The 19,876-nt window shown below is 34.1% G+C and carries 16 protein-coding genes; 7 read left to right on the top strand and 9 right to left on the bottom strand.

What is annotated here, in order from left to right; genetic code table 11:
- Window positions 1-15: 15 nt before the first annotated feature.
- On the bottom strand, window positions 16-489 hold the full coding sequence (locus H4J62_RS08485) for a hypothetical protein (protein ID WP_182218694.1): 474 nt from the start codon (window positions 487-489) through the stop codon (window positions 16-18).
- A gap of 12 nt (window positions 490-501) precedes the next feature.
- Window positions 502-1,335 (bottom strand): DUF4007 family protein, encoded by an 834-nt coding sequence (locus tag H4J62_RS08480; RefSeq protein ID WP_182231327.1) that lies wholly within the window; start codon window positions 1,333-1,335, stop codon window positions 502-504.
- A 356-nt stretch (window positions 1,336-1,691) separates the two neighbouring features.
- Here H4J62_RS08480 and H4J62_RS08475 point away from each other — a divergent pair, with 356 nt between their 5' ends.
- From H4J62_RS08475 to H4J62_RS20200, 3 genes are read left to right on the top strand one after another with little or no spacing between them, the layout of a single operon-like run.
- Entirely contained in the window at window positions 1,692-2,648 is a 957-nt protein-coding gene (locus H4J62_RS08475; protein WP_182216822.1) for a DUF4007 family protein, read from the top strand.
- Window position 2,649: 1 nt separating this feature from the next.
- The gene (locus tag H4J62_RS08470) at window positions 2,650-5,880 is read left to right on the top strand and encodes an AAA family ATPase (RefSeq protein WP_182216823.1); all 3,231 of its coding nucleotides are present in this window, start codon (window positions 2,650-2,652) and stop codon (window positions 5,878-5,880) included.
- Window positions 5,873-6,973 carry a phosphoadenosine phosphosulfate reductase family protein gene (locus H4J62_RS20200; RefSeq protein WP_220470085.1) on the top strand — a complete coding sequence of 367 codons (1,101 nt, stop codon included), beginning with the start codon at window positions 5,873-5,875 and terminating at the stop codon, window positions 6,971-6,973. The genes H4J62_RS08470 and H4J62_RS20200 overlap by 8 nt, the downstream gene beginning before the upstream one ends.
- A gap of 97 nt (window positions 6,974-7,070) precedes the next feature.
- Here the strand turns inward: H4J62_RS20200 and H4J62_RS08460 are convergent, their stop codons facing one another.
- Window positions 7,071-8,189 carry a cysteine desulfurase family protein gene (locus H4J62_RS08460; RefSeq protein WP_182216825.1) on the bottom strand — a complete coding sequence of 373 codons (1,119 nt, stop codon included), beginning with the start codon at window positions 8,187-8,189 and terminating at the stop codon, window positions 7,071-7,073.
- Window positions 8,190-8,320: 131 nt separating this feature from the next.
- On the opposite strand from H4J62_RS08460, the gene H4J62_RS08455 reads away from it, so the two are divergent.
- The gene (locus tag H4J62_RS08455) at window positions 8,321-9,268 is read left to right on the top strand and encodes a YeeE/YedE thiosulfate transporter family protein (RefSeq protein WP_220470086.1); all 948 of its coding nucleotides are present in this window, start codon (window positions 8,321-8,323) and stop codon (window positions 9,266-9,268) included.
- 110 nt (window positions 9,269-9,378) lie between these two features.
- Here H4J62_RS08455 and H4J62_RS08450 read toward each other — a convergent pair whose 3' ends face one another.
- Genes H4J62_RS08450 through H4J62_RS08440 form a run of 3 tightly spaced genes read right to left on the bottom strand, consistent with a single transcriptional unit; the run spans window position 9,379 to window position 11,496 of the window.
- Complete coding sequence (locus H4J62_RS08450) at window positions 9,379-10,179, bottom strand: TraI domain-containing protein (RefSeq protein WP_182231326.1); 801 nt, start codon at window positions 10,177-10,179, stop codon at window positions 9,379-9,381.
- A gap of 44 nt (window positions 10,180-10,223) precedes the next feature.
- A complete protein-coding gene (locus H4J62_RS08445; protein ID WP_182216828.1) occupies window positions 10,224-10,559 on the bottom strand; it encodes a hypothetical protein in 336 nt (111 codons plus the stop codon).
- 4 nt (window positions 10,560-10,563) lie between these two features.
- Window positions 10,564-11,496 carry an integrase domain-containing protein gene (locus tag H4J62_RS08440; RefSeq protein WP_182216830.1) on the bottom strand — a complete coding sequence of 311 codons (933 nt, stop codon included), beginning with the start codon at window positions 11,494-11,496 and terminating at the stop codon, window positions 10,564-10,566.
- 1,243 nt (window positions 11,497-12,739) lie between these two features.
- On the opposite strand from H4J62_RS08440, the gene H4J62_RS08435 reads away from it, so the two are divergent.
- Window positions 12,740-13,702, top strand: a complete 963-nt coding sequence (locus tag H4J62_RS08435; protein WP_182216832.1) for a hypothetical protein — start codon at window positions 12,740-12,742, stop codon at window positions 13,700-13,702.
- Between the two features lie 269 nt (window positions 13,703-13,971).
- Window positions 13,972-14,148, top strand: a complete 177-nt coding sequence (locus tag H4J62_RS08430) for an AlpA family transcriptional regulator (protein ID WP_182216833.1) — start codon at window positions 13,972-13,974, stop codon at window positions 14,146-14,148.
- 84 nt (window positions 14,149-14,232) lie between these two features.
- Here H4J62_RS08430 and H4J62_RS08425 read toward each other — a convergent pair whose 3' ends face one another.
- Window positions 14,233-15,408, bottom strand: coding sequence for a site-specific integrase (locus tag H4J62_RS08425; RefSeq protein ID WP_182216835.1), 1,176 nt, complete (start codon window positions 15,406-15,408; stop codon window positions 14,233-14,235).
- A gap of 160 nt (window positions 15,409-15,568) precedes the next feature.
- On the opposite strand from H4J62_RS08425, the gene sbcB reads away from it, so the two are divergent.
- Window positions 15,569-17,038: an exodeoxyribonuclease I gene (gene sbcB, locus H4J62_RS08420; RefSeq protein ID WP_182216837.1), complete on the top strand. Its 1,470-nt coding sequence runs from the start codon at window positions 15,569-15,571 to the stop codon at window positions 17,036-17,038.
- Window positions 17,039-17,094: 56 nt separating this feature from the next.
- Here the strand turns inward: sbcB and H4J62_RS08415 are convergent, their stop codons facing one another.
- Together H4J62_RS08415 and H4J62_RS08410 are read right to left on the bottom strand one after the other, a co-directional pair.
- Window positions 17,095-17,568, bottom strand: coding sequence for an ArgR family transcriptional regulator (locus H4J62_RS08415; RefSeq protein WP_182216839.1), 474 nt, complete (start codon window positions 17,566-17,568; stop codon window positions 17,095-17,097).
- Between the two features lie 49 nt (window positions 17,569-17,617).
- On the bottom strand, window positions 17,618-19,681 hold the full coding sequence (locus tag H4J62_RS08410; RefSeq protein ID WP_182216841.1) for a CapA family protein: 2,064 nt from the start codon (window positions 19,679-19,681) through the stop codon (window positions 17,618-17,620).
- Window positions 19,682-19,876: the final 195 nt, after the last annotated feature.

Here is a 19,876-nt window from a genome sequence, read left to right as displayed (position 1 = left end):
ATTTATCTCAATTATCTAGTTGGTAGCTTTAATAGGTAGCCATAAAGAAGTTTTAATGCCATCAATTCTTATTTCTTTATAATAATTAATATTTTGCTTCCTAAATTCATCACTATCCGCAAACACAATAATAGTATTACTAGATCCATGACTTAGAGACCTATCAGACCAAAAAGCTTGCTTATCAGTGAGTTGCCAATTAACAAACCACTGTTCCGGCTTTTGAATAATTAGTCCGTTGGATGAGGAGTATTTTTTTACTTCACTCAAAAACTTTTTTCGCCCAACACCATAATCAGGTGCAACATGATTTGATGGATCATCCCAAATCTGATAACCCGGTAATGCAATCCTTACAGCTCTAGTTAATTCATTTACCACTTTAAGGTCTTTACTGGAAAAACAAATATTTATATATCTTAAATGAGATTTTAGATGGTACTTTTGAATATTCTCAGTTATTAGTTTTTGTAAAAATGCTAAATCCATATGATTAAGACACTATAGCCAAGTGTCATCTCCTTGTTGAAGTAATAATTTTAAAGCTGTATTCGGCTGGCAAAGTTCTTTAAAGGTAATAGATTCAAGGTCAGCAGCTTGGTCAAATCCAAAATACTCTTTCCATTGATTCATTTGGCTCATTCTTTGTAAATTTTTCTTAAAATCAACTTTAGACATGCATAAGTAGTTATTTATTCCAGTGTCAATTAAAAGTTTAAAATCAATACTTTGTCTACTTTTAAAAAATGTAAACCTTGTTAAAGATAACCCATAAATAATGGCTTCATCCGTAACTTTAGGTGTTCCTAATTTTATTTCTGTAGCTTCTGCATATACCCTATATTCAACTAAACCTAGATCCATAAGAGGGCTATCAGAAGAAAATATTTTTTTCACTCCATCATAAGCTGAGTCAACACTAGCTTCAGCGTATGAATCAAGAGTTTCATACATCCTATCTTTGATATCTTTTTCTTTTAACCATTCTTTAGTAAATGAATCTAAATTTTTAAATAGTGTATTGTAAGGCTCCCCTTTATCAGAAAGGGTTAATTGAAGGTGTATTGCCCACCATGTTGCAGATCTATCCAGTTGCGAGTCGTTTTGCTCTATAATCAGTCCTAATTCAGACAACCCAGTACTATTTTTTGATAACTGTGTTGATTGCATCCAGCCATTAATTGATTTAACTACTGCTGAGCCGGCAATGAATTCTCTCATTGCAACTCTTTGTGCCTGCGTAGTAAATATATCCGGATTAGCTTTCAACATTTTAAGGCCGGTACTTAACCGCCACTTAGTAATTGAAAATTTATTATTGCTAATTAATGCCATTAAGAACCTCTTTATAAGTAACAAACAATTTTATTAACGTTTCAAATAAAAACTAAATAAAACTAGTAAACAGAGCATATGAACGATTTCTAGAGAGGGAGGGAGGATAAGATCTTAGCTATAAAATAAATATCATCGGCTCCATCCAATTATTTAAATATTATCATTACACCTTAACCGTAACATCATGTTAAATCAAAGCATTTATTGTAGTTTTGTACAAAGAGTCATCAACATAAAGACTTACCCTAAATAAACTGTTCTTATATACAGACACAGTTCAGTTTTTACTTTCATAATAAAGAAAATAGTAATACCATCTCTTCTGGACAACTTCTCCAGAGACTCTCGAATCAATGAAAGCAAAATTTTCCGGACACGATACATTCCCTTTAAGATATGGATGGCTTTACAAAGCTGTTAACCATATGAATTCAGGCCATTTTTTGAAAACGTCTAAGAATGAGGATGTTGAAAAAGCGGTGATAGAACTCGGTGTTGGTAAAAATATGGTAAATGCCATCCGTTATTGGTCGGATTGTACTAGTGTAATTTACGATAAAGTAAATAAAGTCCCTTCGGTTACCGAACTGGGTAATTATATTTTTGGTGATTTTGATATACATCAGGGGAAAGATCCGTATTTAGAACAGAAAGGTTCTATTTGGTTAATTCATTTTTTACTTAACTTTGATGACGAATCTTTAACTTCATACCGATATTTTTTTAACTTTTCACATGTGCAAAGTTTTGAAAAAGAAAAATATTTATTCGACTTTGTCGAAGATGCTCAGAGAATTTGTCAAAATGATGGTATTACGGATAAAAGTCTAAAGAAAGATCTTGATTGTTTTTTGCATACTTATTGCCGAAAAAGAAAAGCTAATTCAGCTAAAACAATTAAAATAGACGAAGATCATTTTTCATCTCCTTTAGCTGAATTAAGTTTAATTAATGACAACGGTAATGGATTTTATACAAGTCCTCTTCGCGAACAACAAGATTTACCTATCGAAGTATTCATTTATGCTGTAGCTAGATTTATGAATTTAACTATTGATTTAGAGGACGTTAACGTTGAGACAGAAGAATTAACTATTGGTTTTGACTCTTTACTAAGTAATCCATTTTCCCCTGGTAGAATATTTAGATTATCAGAACATGGTCTTGGCCAAAAACTTGATGATGCTCAGCTTACTACAAATGGTGGATTAACTTGGGTTGATTCTAGAGGCTTGAGGCAAATTTCATGCCCCATTAATTTAATAAAGAACCCGATTAAAATTCTAAATAAATACTATGGAGTTGAATGAAATGTCATCTTTGATTGATATCAACCAAAAATACAAGAGTTCTACTCGTCTAGATAATGACGCTTTTAATTATAAAGACTTCATAGATAGCTTCATCTTACATGGTACCGCTTTAAATGTGCTTGATACTATCAGCAGAGATTTCACTAAAAGTGAACAACGTTGTTTTACCATCACAGGGCCTTATGGCACAGGTAAATCAACTATTGCACTATTCTTAACGCAATTACTGTCTGATAATAAAAATGTACGAAACTATGCAAATGCAAAATTAACAGCTAGCTCTAAGGAAAAGGACTTTCAATCAAACTTCAATATAAAAAAAGGTTGGAAAGTTGTAAAGCATGTTTGTGGTTTAAATGTCCCTTCAGCAACTATTACTTGCTCTATTTTACAAACACTAGAACATGAATTTATTGAACAGGATATTTTTCAATTAAACGATGATGAATGTCTCACACTAATTGCTTCAACACTTGATAAGGGTGTTAAATCTGACGGTGTAATCATTTTATTAGATGAAATGGGGAAAGCATTAGATTATCAATCAAGAGAAAATAAAGACTTATATTTTTTTCAAAACCTTGCTGATGTTATTCAAAAATCTAAAACGCCTGCAATTTTAATTGGCTTCTTGCATCAAGCATTTAGTGAATATTCTAAAGTAATGAACGCTTCAGCTCAAAAAGATTGGGCTAAAGTACAAGGTCGCTACCGCGACATGGGTTACATCCCTTCTATTGATGAATCGTTGGTATTAATTGGTGACTCAATAGCCAAGACAGACGAAGTAGAAAAAAAATTAGTTCAAGAGAATGATAGCTTAATTTCTTCAGTACTTAGTTACTTTCCCTCTCAAACTGACCGAAAAGTACCTCTGTTAAACTCTTTACCGTTAGATCCTATAGTAAGTTTACTATTGGGCCCTATATCAAAAAGAAGCTTCTCTCAAAATGAACGAAGTTTATTTGGTTTTTTAGCATCCAATGAAAAAAGGGGGTTCAAACAGTTTATTGAGCAACATTATCCAACAGAATTGAATGTTGAAACTAAGAAACTTGACTTGTTTCACCCTGAGCTATTCTGGGATTACCTACAATACAACCTAAATCATATCATTCTGGCAAGTTCAGACAGTAAGGTTTGGTTGGAAGGCCAAGATGCAATTTATAGAGCAGAACAAAAAGGTTCTGACTTACATTGTCTAATAACCAAGACCATTGCACTGTTAACTTTATTTGGTTTTCAACACCAACTATTTGCAAAAAGAAAGCTCTTAATTAGCTACTTCAGTTCACGAGGATTTTCAGAACACGATGTTACTTTAGCCATAAAAGAGTTAGAAGAATGGACTGTAATTATCTATCGTCAAAAGCACGATGCATTGTTTGTTTTTCAAGGCAGTGATATCGACATTAATCAATTAATCACGGATACAATAAGAGAGATTAAAGATGGTGTTGATTGGACGTCTCAAATCTCTCAAGCAAATAATATACTCGCAACAGCTCATTACCATAAGACGGGCACAATGCGCTGGGCACAAACAAAAATAATTGGAAAGCATAATTTATCCGAAATAGTGGACTTAGATACAAGCCCTGTAAGCGGAGATACTTTTTTGTGGTTTGTGCTACCTGTAGAAGAGTCTTTATTTGAAAGAGCAAAAGCTATTGCTGATAATAATGAACATATTATATTAGGCCATCAAGCTCAATTTTCTATATTAAAAACACAGGCAATTGAATTGATTGCTTTGAATAAAGTATTAAAGGAGCATAAAGAAATTAGTCATGACTTTATTGCAAAAAATGAAATTAATCATCGTATAGAACTAGCAAAACAATCTATCTTTGAAGCAACTGATAAAGCTTTTAAAACAGCACAATGGAAATATGATTCACTGTTACTTGAAAATAAAACGTTGGCATCAATAACATCTTCGATTGCCGATCATATTTACAATAAAGCTCCTGTGATTAAGAATGAGCTAGTAAACCGCTCTAAACCATCAGGTAGTGCTAACTCTGCAATTAAGAAATTGCTTATCGCAATGGCTGAAAATTTTGAAGAAGAGAACTTGAACTTCCCTGCTGGTAGTTTTCCAGCGGAGAAAGGATTATATTTTTCATGTTTGAAAAATAAAAAACTCCATACAGAAACTGAAGGTGTTTTAGGCTTCAGTCAACCAAGTGATGTAAATCTTAAGGCGTTATTTAATTCTGCAAGTCTCCTTATCAAAAAGCGTGGCGATATTGTTTGGTTAAATGAAATTGATGATCTTTGGTCTCATAAACCTTTTGGTGTTCCTAAGGGGATTAGATCCATTTGGATGCTTGCCTTTGTAATGACACACCTTAAAGACTTTGCATTTTTTGACAAAAATGATGCGACAAACGAACATATGTTCATTACTGCACCAGATGAAGAGTTTGTAATAAAGTTAATGCTTAAATCGTCTTTTGTTGGAGTCCAACTCGTAAAAGTTGATCAAGAAAAAACGGCGTACTTGAATGAATTGGCAATTGCTCTTCCAAACTTTAGTGGAGATCCTACACCACTAGCAATTGCTCAAGAGTATGTTACATTATTTACAGGCCTTTCAACTTGGACTCGTAATACAAAGTCATTATCCGAAACAGCTAAAGATTTTATCTTATATTCAAAAACTGCATCAGACCCTCATGATTATTTATTCGATAAAGTCACTTCTCTTTTTACAAAAAAATCTATAATTGATATAAAGTCTAATGATATAAAAAATATATTGGATGAGATTACTAATTCACATAAAGAAATGGTTAAGGCATTTAAAACTGAGATAACTAGTTACCTGCCTATTGATGAATATTTATTGAAGCAATGTAAAAATGTCGCTGGTTTCACATCGGATGCTAAGCTTCAAACATTTGCCCAACGTTTAGGTGAGTTTGCAAGTAACAATAATTGGATACCCAATATAATCTCATTATTATCAGGTAAAGCAGAACGTAATTGGGATGACAATGCAATTAATAAAGCTAAAGCAGAACTTATTGGAGTAATAGAACGCTTTAAGTTAGCTAATTATCAAGCTTCATTTAAAGCTTTAGAATATAAATCTGTTAGAAGGGATTATAAGACTCAAATTAGTAATGTCGAAAGTTCACTTTCAACGTTAGAAGTGCATGAACGAAGAGCTGTTTTAATGGCTCTATTAGATGAAATGACAAAGGAAATTGAACATGCCTAAGACTCTTCATGTATTAGGATTATCTGGTGGTAAGGATAGTGCCGCACTTGCTATGTATATGCGCGATAATTACCCTGATCTTGATATTCAATATTACTTTACCGATACAGGTAAAGAGCTCCCTGAGGTAATTGATTTTATTGATCGTTTGGAAGGTTACTTAGGTAAGCCTATCATCGACCCTTATGATGAAGTATTTTCTTCTAATCGTACGAAAAAAGATTTTGATTATCATTTAGAAAAACATCAAAACTATTTGCCATCACCCCAAGCACGTTGGTGCACTATTCAAATGAAGTTAGTTCCATTTGAGATGTGGATTAATAAAAAAATGATGGATGAAGGCTATGATAAAGTTATTTCTTATGTAGGTATTCGCGCAGATGAACCCGCTCGAACAGGCTTTTTAACTAACTCGAATAACGAAGCATACCTCAAAATTGAGATGCCATTTCGTGAAGATGGTTTAAATAGAAAAGATATTTTTGATATTTTGCAAGGTGCTGATCTTCTCTCTGATACTGAAGAAGTTATAAATTATCGTAAACTGTTTATAGACCTCAATACTAATATGCCAACAACGCCTACTGAGGAAGTCGTTATTGAGCATTTTGAGAATGAAATAATACACACGACTAACTCAACATATAAAGACTCAAACCTCACTGTAGATATTTATAGAAAAATTGTTGAAGCTATGGATGTTGGAAAACCAGGCTATTATGGATGGCGTTCAAGAAGTGGCTGTACTTTTTGTTTTTATCAGCAAAAGATAGAATGGGTTAGATTAAAGCAAATATATCCGGATGCTTTTGAAGAAGCTAAAAGCTATGAGAAAACGGCTGAAGAAAAGCGCCCTGATGGTACTTTTTATTGGCTTGGCAAAGATACGCCTCTTTCGACCCTAGAAGATCCAGACAGAATTGTACAAATTGAAGCTAATCATGCAAAAAGAATGGAACGTTTTGCCAAAAAAGCTCGAAGACGCCAAAACCAATTACAAATAAATGTTGTGAATATTGATACAGACGTTATGGATGAAGCCTATGATGAAATAGAGGGTGGCGGGGCTTGTGTTACTTGTTATAAATAACACCTGTTGTATTTAGATCAAAGCGACTTTTAGTCGCTTTTTTTATGGCCGCTACTAATGTAATAAACTGAAAATTCTGATAGAAAACATCTAAAAATCAACGTGCTTTAGCTATTACTGCAATTATAAAGTCTAAGTCATCGATCGATATGTCTAAAGGGAAACTGATCCTAAAGGTATGATCAGCTAATTTTCGATCTAAACCTAATGCAGTTAGAACATGTGATGGCTCAATCTCCTTTGAAGAGCATGCTGAGCCTTGTGCTAAGCATAATTTAGACTCATTATCCCTTACAAATACATCAGTATTAATATTTGGTAAAGTTAATGATATGCAACTCTCTAGCGCAAGTTCAGAGCCATTGACTTGATATTCAATGCCATTAAATTTCAATTGGTTTAATAAGTAAGATTTAATATGGCGTGATTTAAATTTTTCATAGTAGTTCGAAAATACTTCAATAGCTTTTCCAAACCCAACAATAAGTGGAGCTGCAACTGTCCCCCCACGTAATCCGTCTTCTTGACCTGCCCCATGAATTACTGGCATTAAATGTTTTTTACGTAAGTCACGAATATAGATTGCTCCTATACCTTTTGGGCCTCCTATTTTATGAGCTGATAAAGACATTACATCGACATTCATATCATCAACATCTATATCGATTTTCTGGAAACTTTGTGCAGCATCACTATGAAATAACACCCCTAAATCGAAGCAAACCTGACCAATTTCAGCAATAGGGTTAATAGTACCTAGTTCATTATTCACGTGCATAACGGAGACTAGCGCTGTGTCAGGTCTGATTGCATTTAAAATAGATTCAGCTTCAATAATACCATCTCGATTAGGCTTCACATAGGTAACGTCATAACCTAAAGACTTTAAGTAATCACAAATAGCGAATACACATTTGTGTTCAATCTGTGTAGTTACAATATGTTTTTTATCTGTTGTTAATTCTGTTCCCAAAAGGAAACTCTTAAAGGCTATATTATTAGACTCCGTAGCTCCGCTAGTAAATATTATCTCACTGGGATATGCACCAATTTCATTCGCTAACTGCTCTCGTACTTTACTGATTTCATCAGAGACTTGTTCACCTAAAAAATGACTAGAAGCCGAGTTAGCAAAGGACTTTTCAAATGCTTCTAAAAGTGCTTTTTTTACCTCAGGAAGAATTGGATAAGAAGCTGCTGTATCTAAATAGATCATCGAAACATTATCATTATACGTAGTGTTTTTAATTATAATTATTCTACCATCAATATAAATATAAGGGCATATTTATCCCCTTTGTCCATTAAAAATATTAATGAATAATAGGAAACTATAGACCATACTTTATGGATAAAATTTACTCGGATATTATAATGTTTCTACCAATTGCGTTAATACTAGTTTGCACTATTGGCTATCTCGCTCAATCTATTGGTTTGTGTATGGTTAGAGGTGTTAACGAATGCAAAAATGGAAAGCCAGAGTTTCTGTTAGCCATATTATTCAGTGGTGTTTTGGCTTGGGTTGCCATGCTTTATGCTAATTATTTCGGTATCCATACTCACTTTAAAACCTATGAAGTAAATAGTTGGTTTGTAATTGGTGGAATTATTTTTGGCTTTGGTACTGCATTCAATCAGGGCTGTGGTGTTTCGACATTAAGTAAACTATCTCGAGGTGATTCTAAAATGATTTTCACTATTACCGGTTGGATAATAGGTTGGTCTATTTTAGCTCAATGGAGTCCAACTACAACTCACATAAAATTATTATTATCTAAAAAAATCACGTTAGGAATACTTGTTTCAATATCAATTGCATTATTAATTTGGGCTTTTAACGGTGATAAAAAGCGAACAAAACTTTGGCTAACAATGATGACAATAGGCCTCATTGGTGGTTTTGTGTTTCTCTTTGACGATAAGTGGACTCCATCTGGACTTTTACAAAAAATTAGCCATGCTTTAACAAGCGCTGATAAAACTTTATGGCCTCCAATGGAGAGTTACTTTGTATTTTTATCTTTGATAGCTGGTATGTTAACCGCCGCTTGGCGTTCGAAAAGGTTTAAAATAGTAAAGTCTGACTGGAAGCAATGGCTTCTACATTTAATGGCTGGTGCCTGCATGGGGATAGGTGCATCATTAGCGTTAGGTGGGAATGACTCTCAATTATTACTAGCTTTACCCACGCTATCTCCTGGGGGTATAACTGCTATTTTGGGGATGCTAATAGGTATCTGGAGTGGGTTATACATGCGTGAAATATATGCAATTAAGAGTTTAAAACAGTAATTAAAAGAGGCTGTGACAAAATCTCTGTTTGTTCTGATTTTGTTACAGCCTCAGTTTAACTATATCTTATTCTAGCATTGCCATAAATTTTACTCCTGTATGGTTAAAAATTAATGTGAGTCCATGTAAAACTTTATAGATAGCATCCTCCCTACCTCAACAAATTTCAACATTTCTTGAGTTAACCCATCACCAAAATTCTTATGCATCATGTAAAGCTGATCTTTTAATAACTTTGGATGACTAAAGGTGTCTAAAATATGATCTAATTTAGATAATGAAGTTAGGGTATGTATTTTATATTTATTAGCTATACATTTTGGGCTATTCTGCACCCTATAATATTGGACTTTATTTATTTTTAGCCAATCATGGATCGTTTCTTTAGTAGGGTCCCAAGGCTTTATCTTTTGGTTAATAGTTCCTTTTTTGTCACATACAGAAACTTCATGGTCAGTGATGTATTTGCCCGTATCATGTAATAAAGCAAATATAAACACAGCTAAAGGGCTAGTACTTTCGTACATACGACGATATTCTCCATCTATATCTCTGTAAATCTCTGAGCTACGTTCAATTAAAGATGCAGTATATAAAGCAGAATGAATTGAATGCAAAAATGCACCACCAGCATGTCTATGATGATCATTGCATGAAGGTAAATAAAGATAATATTTTGCAATATATTCAATAATAGGTAAAACGAACCGATTAAATTCATTATCATTGAAAGGTAAATATTGTCTCGCCTTAGTTATGTAAATTTTATTTTCTAAAATAATGTCCTTTATATCGTTTTTAGCTCCTAAACTTAGTGATATAGACCAGGGTAAAGATCTATTACGTATGTCTCGTTTAATATCTCTTCTTTTATTTAATAAACTAGCAATTGTATTACAAACATTTTTCATCATACGTTCCTTTTGTGTTAATAAAGTGTATTTAGAACTCAAAATTAATGTTGAGTTAGATATTTATTTTCTGAAATTTTAAAATTTTTGACCAATACAGTCTCCCAGCAAGCTGTTCTTTTATTTAAACGAATAATTTTCACCAGCGTTAATAGATAGTTATAACGAGTACCTTTTGTGAACTTACTAATATGCTCTATTAGAAACCACAGCAAATGCTTTTGTTGATATTGGTAGACATGGCATGAAAAACGCCCAGATATAGCTGCTGCAATTAGAAATGATCTTTCATGATGCTTTGCTTTAGAAATTGCCGCGCCAGTAAAATTATCACCAATAAATGTTTTCATTTTTATCTGAGCAAAGGTTAATTTTTTCAAAGTGTTATCTCCCACAATAACTGTCTATTATGTATTCACGGTTGTGACCTAACTTATTACTTATTTTTTTTAGTTTTTCTTTTATTTCAGGTGTCTTCGTTACTGATTTTCCACTTATAACTGGAGCTTCAATACCAAGTTCATTTTTATAGTCATCACAAGCAAAAGCTGCCCGTAAATCATGAATTTTTTCGATTCCAAACTCTTTCAAAATAGGTAAAGCAATGTTGTGAATTCGGCGGTAGAACGTGATTAGCTTTTCACTTTTAGGAATAAAAGAAACTCTATTACTTTGAGCTACTACAGCCATCTCAAGAGCAAAAACCACCCTTTTATTTGACTTAACTAAACGTTCGACTTTTTTACCCCGTCCTCCTTTTGTGCCTTTTCGTATATCAACATGTCCTTTGCTTTTAGTTTCTTTGAGACTTTTTTTTGCATCAAGCAATATTGCTTCTCGTAATCTCAAACCCAAAACCCGTGCAAGCCATATCAACAATGCAATGTCAAAACCAGCTTTAATGCTGATTTTTCTACAAGCCTTTTTGAGTACAAATAAAGACATATTGGGTGCGATTTTTCTTACATGGCTGCGTGGACCAAATAATGTTTTAGGACTCAACCAAATACATTTATCACGACGAAAGGCATGCATTACAACATTGATGCTACTTATTAGGTTATGAGCGTAATGCGTACTTATATCGCCAACCAATACACGATCTAATATCCGTAATGCATATAGTTCAAATAGATCTTGAGTGATATAAACTGCATTATTGGTGTTATTTTTTTTACAAAAATCAGCAAACAAATTAAATCGATGACAATGGGTACTTATGGTTGCAAATCGGTTACCTTTAATTTCTCTTAAAGCTTCTTTGGCCGAAAATTTTAGACCTTTTCCTTTGCCAAAATTACGTTTTGGATTTTTCATAAGAAAACCCTCCTATAAAATTATTGAAGTAGATAAATTAGTTAATATGTTTTGGTTCATTCATGTGCCAAAAAATGTTTAGTGTTAAGTAGGATTAAGGCCTACCGCCCATTGAATGAAATTTTTTGATGGTTTTTTATCGTCGAATATATGGCGGCTCTATTGGGTTGGCTAGCAGCTGATTTTCTAAAAAATCATATTCTTTTATTCAGTTTGATTTATCAATAATTAACAAAAACCCTTTAAGAGTGATGTTTTCCAAGGCAAATAGGTTCCCGTCTCTATTTGAAAAATCAAAATAAACAAATGTAAAAAACTTTTAGTTAATAGAAAAATAATGAGAAGGTTTTTCTAAAGCCGAAACAATTCTATGGATTTTTCAGCGTGTGTAAGCAAGAACAAATCATTTTTTAACTTGTTATTACAGTCGATAAATCGCTTTTGGTAGCGAACTGAATAACTTAAACTATATGGCTTCTCTTAATAGTTTAAGTACATTTTTCTACACTAATTGACAATATAATTCAGTAATTTGATAATTATCATTTCCTGATACCAGTGACTGTTATTTAGGCAGCGTGTAGTTCATAGGTAGCTACACGATGTTGTATCCTTTATCGATTATTTTAAGACTCATTAGTCTTAGTAAATACCATTTTATAATGGTATTTTTTTTGTACAAACCATTGAAACTTTATATAAAGTGGTTTGAGAAGTTTATTAAATTTCTTTAATACTTCTATATTGAAAGGCTCAAAAGAGCAAAATCGCTTTCGCGAAAACATCTTCTAATATACTCTTAAATATTTGTAAAGCCATAGCCGCACCGTAAATTGTAGTAGTGCAACAAAAATCAAAGTAAAATACAATAAATTCAGCAAGATAGAACAAACAAACCAAGAAAAACTCAATTTATTGTGTGTTTTTTTGTTAAATTCCCTCTTCAATTTTTATTTGTTACACATATAGAAAATATTGAAAACAACTGAATGTAGATAATTAATCATTTGAGTTTTGATCATTTATCTCCCACTTAATGGGTCAAAAAACAAATAAATTTATTACGAACACAGGTCAGTAATTAACTAGTTTTGACGAAAATTTAATTGCAATAAAAATGGATTTATCACAAGGTATATAAAACAAGGATGTATAACAAAAAATGGAGATGAAAGACCTTCATTTGTCGCTATATATTCACACGGTAGAATGTAACCATTAACGACAATGACGAGTAATAGACATGAACATACTTAAACCCTTATTTTTATCTTCGCTGTTAACACTGACCGCTTGTTCATTTACAGCTTATCAAGAAGCAGAGAATCAACCTGACAACAATTATAAAAAAGCCGAATCTTCATTACAGTTCAGATATGCACTTCGTCATTTGATGCCTCAAAAGGAAATCGTTTATCTCGAGCGAACCTTGGCGAATTCAGATTATGATCCTCAACGTTGGAAGCAAAGTATGGCTGACGAGGGTTTTATTACCTCTGGACTTTTGTCAGGTGGTTTAGATAACTCAGGTGCTGGTGCGGTCGGATTAATTGCTAAGTATGCCATGAAGAGTTATGAAAACCGCCCAACCATGCAACATACTTCATTCTTAGTTGTTCCAAAAAGTGAACATCCCAATGCCACAATGACTGTTGAAGAAGCAACCGATTTTTATAGAAAAAAAACCATAAACAACATTAAAGAAACAGCCGCGGAGTTTGGTTACTCCGTAAAATGTATTGATAACTGCACTGAAATGCGACCCGTGTTTGAATTGAATTTGATGAATAACGTAACTAACCATGTTTTCGCCCCTTCTGTTATATTTGTTAGCACCAGCTTGCTTGAGTTACATAAACCTGATGACCCACTATTAAACGTATTTGGAGAGGACACAGGCTTCATTAGTGACTTCGGTGGCTGGGTTGTTAGCTTTTACTCTGTTGACGTTACCGACGGTGAAAAAGCGACCTACACAACATTTATACGACCAGATAAAAGCATTCTAAAATACCCTAAAAATGCTGACCAAATAATCAGTACGCCAATTGGCAGGGATATTTACCGCAACTTCAGCGCTAAAATGAAATATTGGTACAAAGGTACATCAACAAAAGATGGTTATGCTGTATATAACGGCACAGTTTACCGCCTAGCTAACATATCGAGTTTTTCAAAATTCACAGGTTACCCAACCAGCAATTAATCGTTTTTAGTTATTATTGGATGGAATCGATGAGGTCAGAGTGTTTTAAAATACATTTTGACTTTAATTTCAAAAAATCATGACTTGTCGCCCATTTCCTTTAGTTTATTATTTATAACAATACAAGTTTTAATTATCGCAAAACATCACTTTGTTCCATTAAAACAATCGTAAGTAAAACATTATATTTTTTTATTGAAACAGTTTTTCCATGCTAGATTTAAAAAGTATTATTATTTTAATCCAGGAACTGTAGAGAGGGTACGCTTATGAAATTTTTAAAATTACAAGATTTATTAAACCGTTATAATATTCAGCGAGCAGCGTTTTGGCGTTGGCGGAAAGATTTAGGTTTTCCGGCATCTATCACACCGGAAAATACACGACCTATATGGCGGTTAACTGACGTAGAAAGCTGGGAGGAGAATAACTTTATAAAAAAATAATATACATTAATCAAGTGAAGCACATAGTAGAGAACTCTTTTAAGGAGTTTACCTCGTTTTCTGCTGCTTCTCTAAATGAATTATTTAGTTCATAGCTTGAAAAAGTATCGTTTCCCATAGTTCATAGGCCTCACGCTGTTCTTCTAGCCATTCATGTTTATTATACACGGCTAATATGCCTCCTAATGAGTGTCCTAGCATTTTTTCAGTCACGTGCAGCTCAACCTTTTTTGATGATAATATTGTCGAAAGTGATCTTCTGAAGTCATGGCAACTCCATCGTTCCATTTCCATATTTTTAACAATTGAACGACTTAGCTTGTTAATGGTTTGTGGACTAATATGCCTATTGTAACTTCCTGAAGGAAAGACAAAGTGAGTTAAATCACCAAATGTCTCTATTTGCCATTTAATAATTTTTAATGCTTCGGGAGCTAGTGGTCGAACAAATTTTTTATTCGTTTTACTTTTAGCTTTTGGAATCGTCCATAGCTTCGTATTTAAATCTATGTCACAAGCTTCCATGTGCCTAATTTCACCGAGCCTTGCGCCAGTGAGAATAGCTAATTTTATGGCATTTTTGGTTGTTGGGTAGCATTTTGATTGATTAAGTGCTTTCCAAATAACTAAAACCTCTTTGGGTGAAACAACCCTATCCCCTATTTCAGATGCTTTACCTACATCTTTTGGCGCAATCATTAAAATAGTAGAAGAAGAAATGATGTTACGTTTTATACAAAAACGCATACAGGTTTTCAGCCTAACAAGAATATCTTGTGCGGTTATTTCGGTATATTCATCTTCAATTTTATCAAAATAATTATACCATTCTCGAATTGTCACATCCTCGACAGGAAAATCAAACGCACCAATAGCATGACGTTTTAACGTGTAACAGTATAAGTTCTGAGTATTCTTACGAAGTTTTGAAACATGCCTATCTATAAATGCATAGATGCAATCATCAATACTAGCTCCACTTGGTGTTATTAGCCTTTTTAATTCGACGATTGGGTCTTTACCATTATTCAACAACTGACGTAATTCAGGGATTTTGTCTCGGGCTTGTGCTAAAGTCAGATCAGGAAAGCGACCAAGGGTTAAACGTTTTGCAATAGTTTGAAACCGATACCTGTACTGAAAAGAAATTGAGCCTGTTTGAGTGACACGAACACTTAATCCATCACGGTCAGCTAACTCAAACCTTTTTGCATGTGGTTTATTTAACAAAGATTTTAATTTTGAATAACTTATCGTCATATTGTGTACACAAAAAACCGCTCTAATGGCGTACACAATAAAATAGCTTTTGTGTACACACAAGGGTACACAAACAAGAAAAAACATCGATATTTAATAAAATACAGCAAGATACATTAACAACAATAAAAACTTCAACAGATTGTTTTACCTGGATAAAATGAAACAAGAATCTTCTCTAAACAACACAACTAACCAGCCAACGATTCTCTGGCACGATTATGAAACTTTCGGTATATCGCCGAAGTTTGATAAACCGTCTCAGTTCGCCGGTATACGAACCGATCATGATTTAAACATTATTGGCAAACCAGAAATGTTTTATTGTCGGCCGCCACAAGATTATCTTCCGCAGCCGGAAGCTTGTTTAGTTACGGGTATTACTCCGCAGAAAGCTCAGCAAGAGGGTTTATCTGAGGTTGAGTTCGCTGAACGTATTCATACGTTATTTACCCAACCTGATACCTGCGTTGCTGGCTATAACAGTATTCGTTTTGATGATGAATTTACCCGTTACCTTCTTTATCGTAATTTTTACGACCCTTATGCACGGGAATGGCAAAATGGTAATTCTCGTTGGGATATTATTGATATGGTACGAGCTTGTTATGCCCTTCGCCCTGAAGGTATAAACTGGCCAACCGTTGAGCGAGATGGCGAACAAGTGGTTAGTTTTCGTCTTGAGTTATTAACTAAAGCCAATGATATTGCTCATGAAGCCGCGCATGATGCGATGAGTGATGTTTATGCCACTATTGCGATGGCAAAGTTGATTAAAGAAAAACAGCCTAAGCTTTATGACTTTATTTTTAATCTGAGAAATAAAAAGCAGGTTGCTGAATTAATTGACGTTTATAATATGACGCCGATTGTTCATACCTCAAGTAAAATTTCATCGGAGCACGGTTGTACCAGTTGGTTCGCCCCTTTTGCTTATCATCCGGTTAATAAAAATGCCATTATCGCTGTAGACTTAGCGTTAGATCCACAGCCATTATTTGATTTAAGTAGCGATGAAATCAAAGCGCGATTGTATACTCGACACGATGAATTAGCCGATGACGAATTACCCATTCCCATAAAACTTATTCATCTCAACAAGTGCCCTATTGTTGCGCCAGCAAAAACATTATTGCCTGAAAATGCCGAACGTTTGAAGATCCCTCGCGAGCTTTGTTTAGCAAATTTGGCTAAGTTAAAACAGCATTTAGAAGTAAGAGATAAATTAGCAGAAGTATTTGCTGCCGAAGACTATAGCGACCAAGCAAAGCCAGACGCTGAGCACTCTCTGTATGGAGGTAATTTCTTTTCGCACGGTGATAAAGCACAAATGGATATTCTACGTGAGCTTTCACCTGAACAATTAGCGACTCACCCGTTTATTTTTCAAGATGAACGATTAATGCCTTTATTATTTTTATATCGAGCCAGAAATTATCCATTAACTTTAAGCAGTGCTGAACAACAAAAGTGGCAGCAGCGTTGCCAAGACAAAATTCAGTTTGGTGGCAAAGGCTTATTAAGTGCTGATGAGTTTATGATCACGTTAGAGAATTTAGCGCATGAACATGAGAGCGATGCAGGAAAAATGAAGGTGCTTAAAGCGCTTTATCAATACTTACAGTCTTAAGGCTAATAATATGAATGCCTTAGATAGTTAAACGTTAACTATCTAAGGCATGAAACTTAACTATCGCAATTCATATCTAGATAATTTATAAGGTTATTTGTTGTTTCTTCAATATTACTCACGTCACATGGAATGACTAATATTGTATTATCACTCGCCATACAGGCTAGAACTCCTAAGCGCTCGCCCATATCCTCAACAATCTTTGAAATCAATGTCGCTGCACCAATAACCGTTTTGATAATTATTTGTATATGATTGTGTTTGATTTCTAGAATCACAGAGTCAATAGACTGTTTAGCTCGAGGAATGTGTTGTTTTAATGGCAACCGATAAACAGCGTCATTATTGTTATTACGAAACTTTATTGCGCCCACCTTTTTCAATAAGCGTGAAATTCGTGTTTGTGTAATATTATCAAAACCACGTAATGACAACGCACGCGTTAATTGTAACTGAGAGCCGAAACGCTGGTCATTTAACAACGATTTTACCGCATCAAGTAGCTCAGGTTCTGAAATATTAATCATAAATATTGTCTACTATTTCCGTTATATAAAACAAAGGTTTCTTCCTAATCTAATGCTTTAGCGTTATAGGTTGTTCAATAAAACGGTCAATCCCTAAATACGATGCTTGAGCGCTTTGACTGTTATAATTACTCGGTTCAACCTGTTTGCTATAAGCTGTTTGCCATTCTATCAATGCAAAATCATCAATATTAAGCGTTAACTCCTCTCCATTTTCAAGAATAGCTTGAGCAATGACTCGATAACTTTTATAGCCAATTCGTGGTGAATCAAACTCTATTTCAACATTTTTCCATTCTGTATTTTCACTTAAATCTATTGAGCCAATTAAATGTTTTTCACCATTTTCAAAGGCATCAAACAGTTTTTGACGGGTTTTTCGCCCTTGCCAATAGAAATTGATTTTCACCGAAGCTTGTACATTGAATTTTGCTTTTAATGTCATCGGACTACTTGGTTTATATACTCTTTTAAAACTCTGCATACCAAAAGTATTGCTCTGTAATGGTTTTAATTGTATCGATAAGCTATGTTGTCCACTTGCACCAAAATCATTAATCGACGTACTTTCTCGGTCAAATAACCAACCGCGTTCAGGGCTATCAAAAAGCATAAAGGTTTCAAAGTCACTGCCATTAATAAGGTTTGTCCCTAAACGATAACTCACCTTGTTATTAGGTAAAACGATTTGTGTGATAGGTGCTTGCCATGGCAATTGATATAAACTGGTAACACGTTCATTAGCGCTAAACGTTAGTTGTGTTTTTGATGTGTCTTGAGGTTGAACTGTATCTAAAACTTTATTAGCGGTAATAACACCGTGACCTCCTGATTGGGTTATTTCCGTATTACGAATTTTAGACAATGTTTTAAGGCGTTTCATTACCGTATAGCGATTAGTACCTGTTGCAGGTGTTGGTTTATAACCTTTAACATAAATAGGCACTATTTCTGCGCGATGAAATTTTTCACCATCAAGCCATACATACAAAATAAAGCTATGTTGAGTCGCACTAAAGTTTTGATCGAATATAAAATTCCCCATTGAATAGGCAATTAACTTATTATCATAAAGCTCTAAACCTTGAGTAACATGAGGATGATGGGCTATCGCTAGCGCTGCACCTGCATCTAAAGAAGATTTCAATCGTTGTTCAGTAACCCCTGTAGGGCTATTGGCGTACTCTTGGCTACCATGGTATTGAACAATGGTGATATTACCTTTTTCGACTTGCTTGGTCACAGAACTCAACATATTTTCCATTGAGCCATATGCTGCACCACCATGATCGTTATTTGCCGTTTGTGTGGGATTTGCGCTACCTTCCCAACCTACGTAACCAAGCATAGAAAAGTTATTGTTCTTTATTTTTTGTTCATGGGCTTTCAAGGCAGACTTTTCATTAATACCTGCACCAGAATAAGCCAACTGACTTTGAGATAAAAACTTTAACGTAGAATGTAATCCTGAATCCATATAATCATAAGTATGGTTATTACCGAGGGATACATAATCAATACCTGCCCAACTTAACGCATCTAATATTTCAGGTTGAGAATAAAAAGTGACTGACTTTGGTGCTCGTTCAGTCGGTTTTTCATCGGCAATTTGTGTTTCTAAATTAACGGCAGCGTAATCTGCGATACTCATGTAAGGTTTAATATGCGAGACAATAGCGCGACTATCTGCTGCTTTATTATCTGGATGTATCAATATTTCATCACCAAAATAAGGTTTATAAAACCGTCGTCCCATCATAACGTCGCCACCAAAGGCCAACATAACCCGATTTTTCGCTTTTTTAACTAAAGTTATATCACTAATGTTTTTCTCTTTATCTAGAGATTGCGATAATTCAAAATGGCTGAATGTTTGAACATTAGAGAAATAATTAGGATGGGATAAAACAATTTGGTAACTATCAGAAATATTAGCATGAATAACAAATGTGCCTTTCTGGTTTGTGGTAACTTTTTTATCTCCCACCTGCACATCAACACCAGCAAGTGATTTTCCTTGTTCGGTATTTACCTTGCCATTAATAACAAAAGTATCGTTAGCGAAACTGTTTACCGTTACCATGAATAATAAAACTGACCAGAACTTGTTCATTAAAACTCCTAATTTAAAACAATCAACATGTACTACTATATAGATTTTTCATTGAAACTTTTATTCATAAAACAAACATCCCTATAACCTAAGGGTATGGACTTAAACCTGATTAAACTCATTAGCATTACCTATAGCCTTCATTTATGAATCACCAAAATTTTATAAATATTAATGTTGAGAGAATTGAGTGAG

Origin of the sequence: Colwellia sp. BRX8-5 (assembly GCF_014077325.1) — a bacterium.
Classification (GTDB): Bacteria; Pseudomonadota; Gammaproteobacteria; order Enterobacterales; family Alteromonadaceae; genus Colwellia_A.
This window is presented reverse-complemented; position numbering and strand designations above follow the sequence as displayed.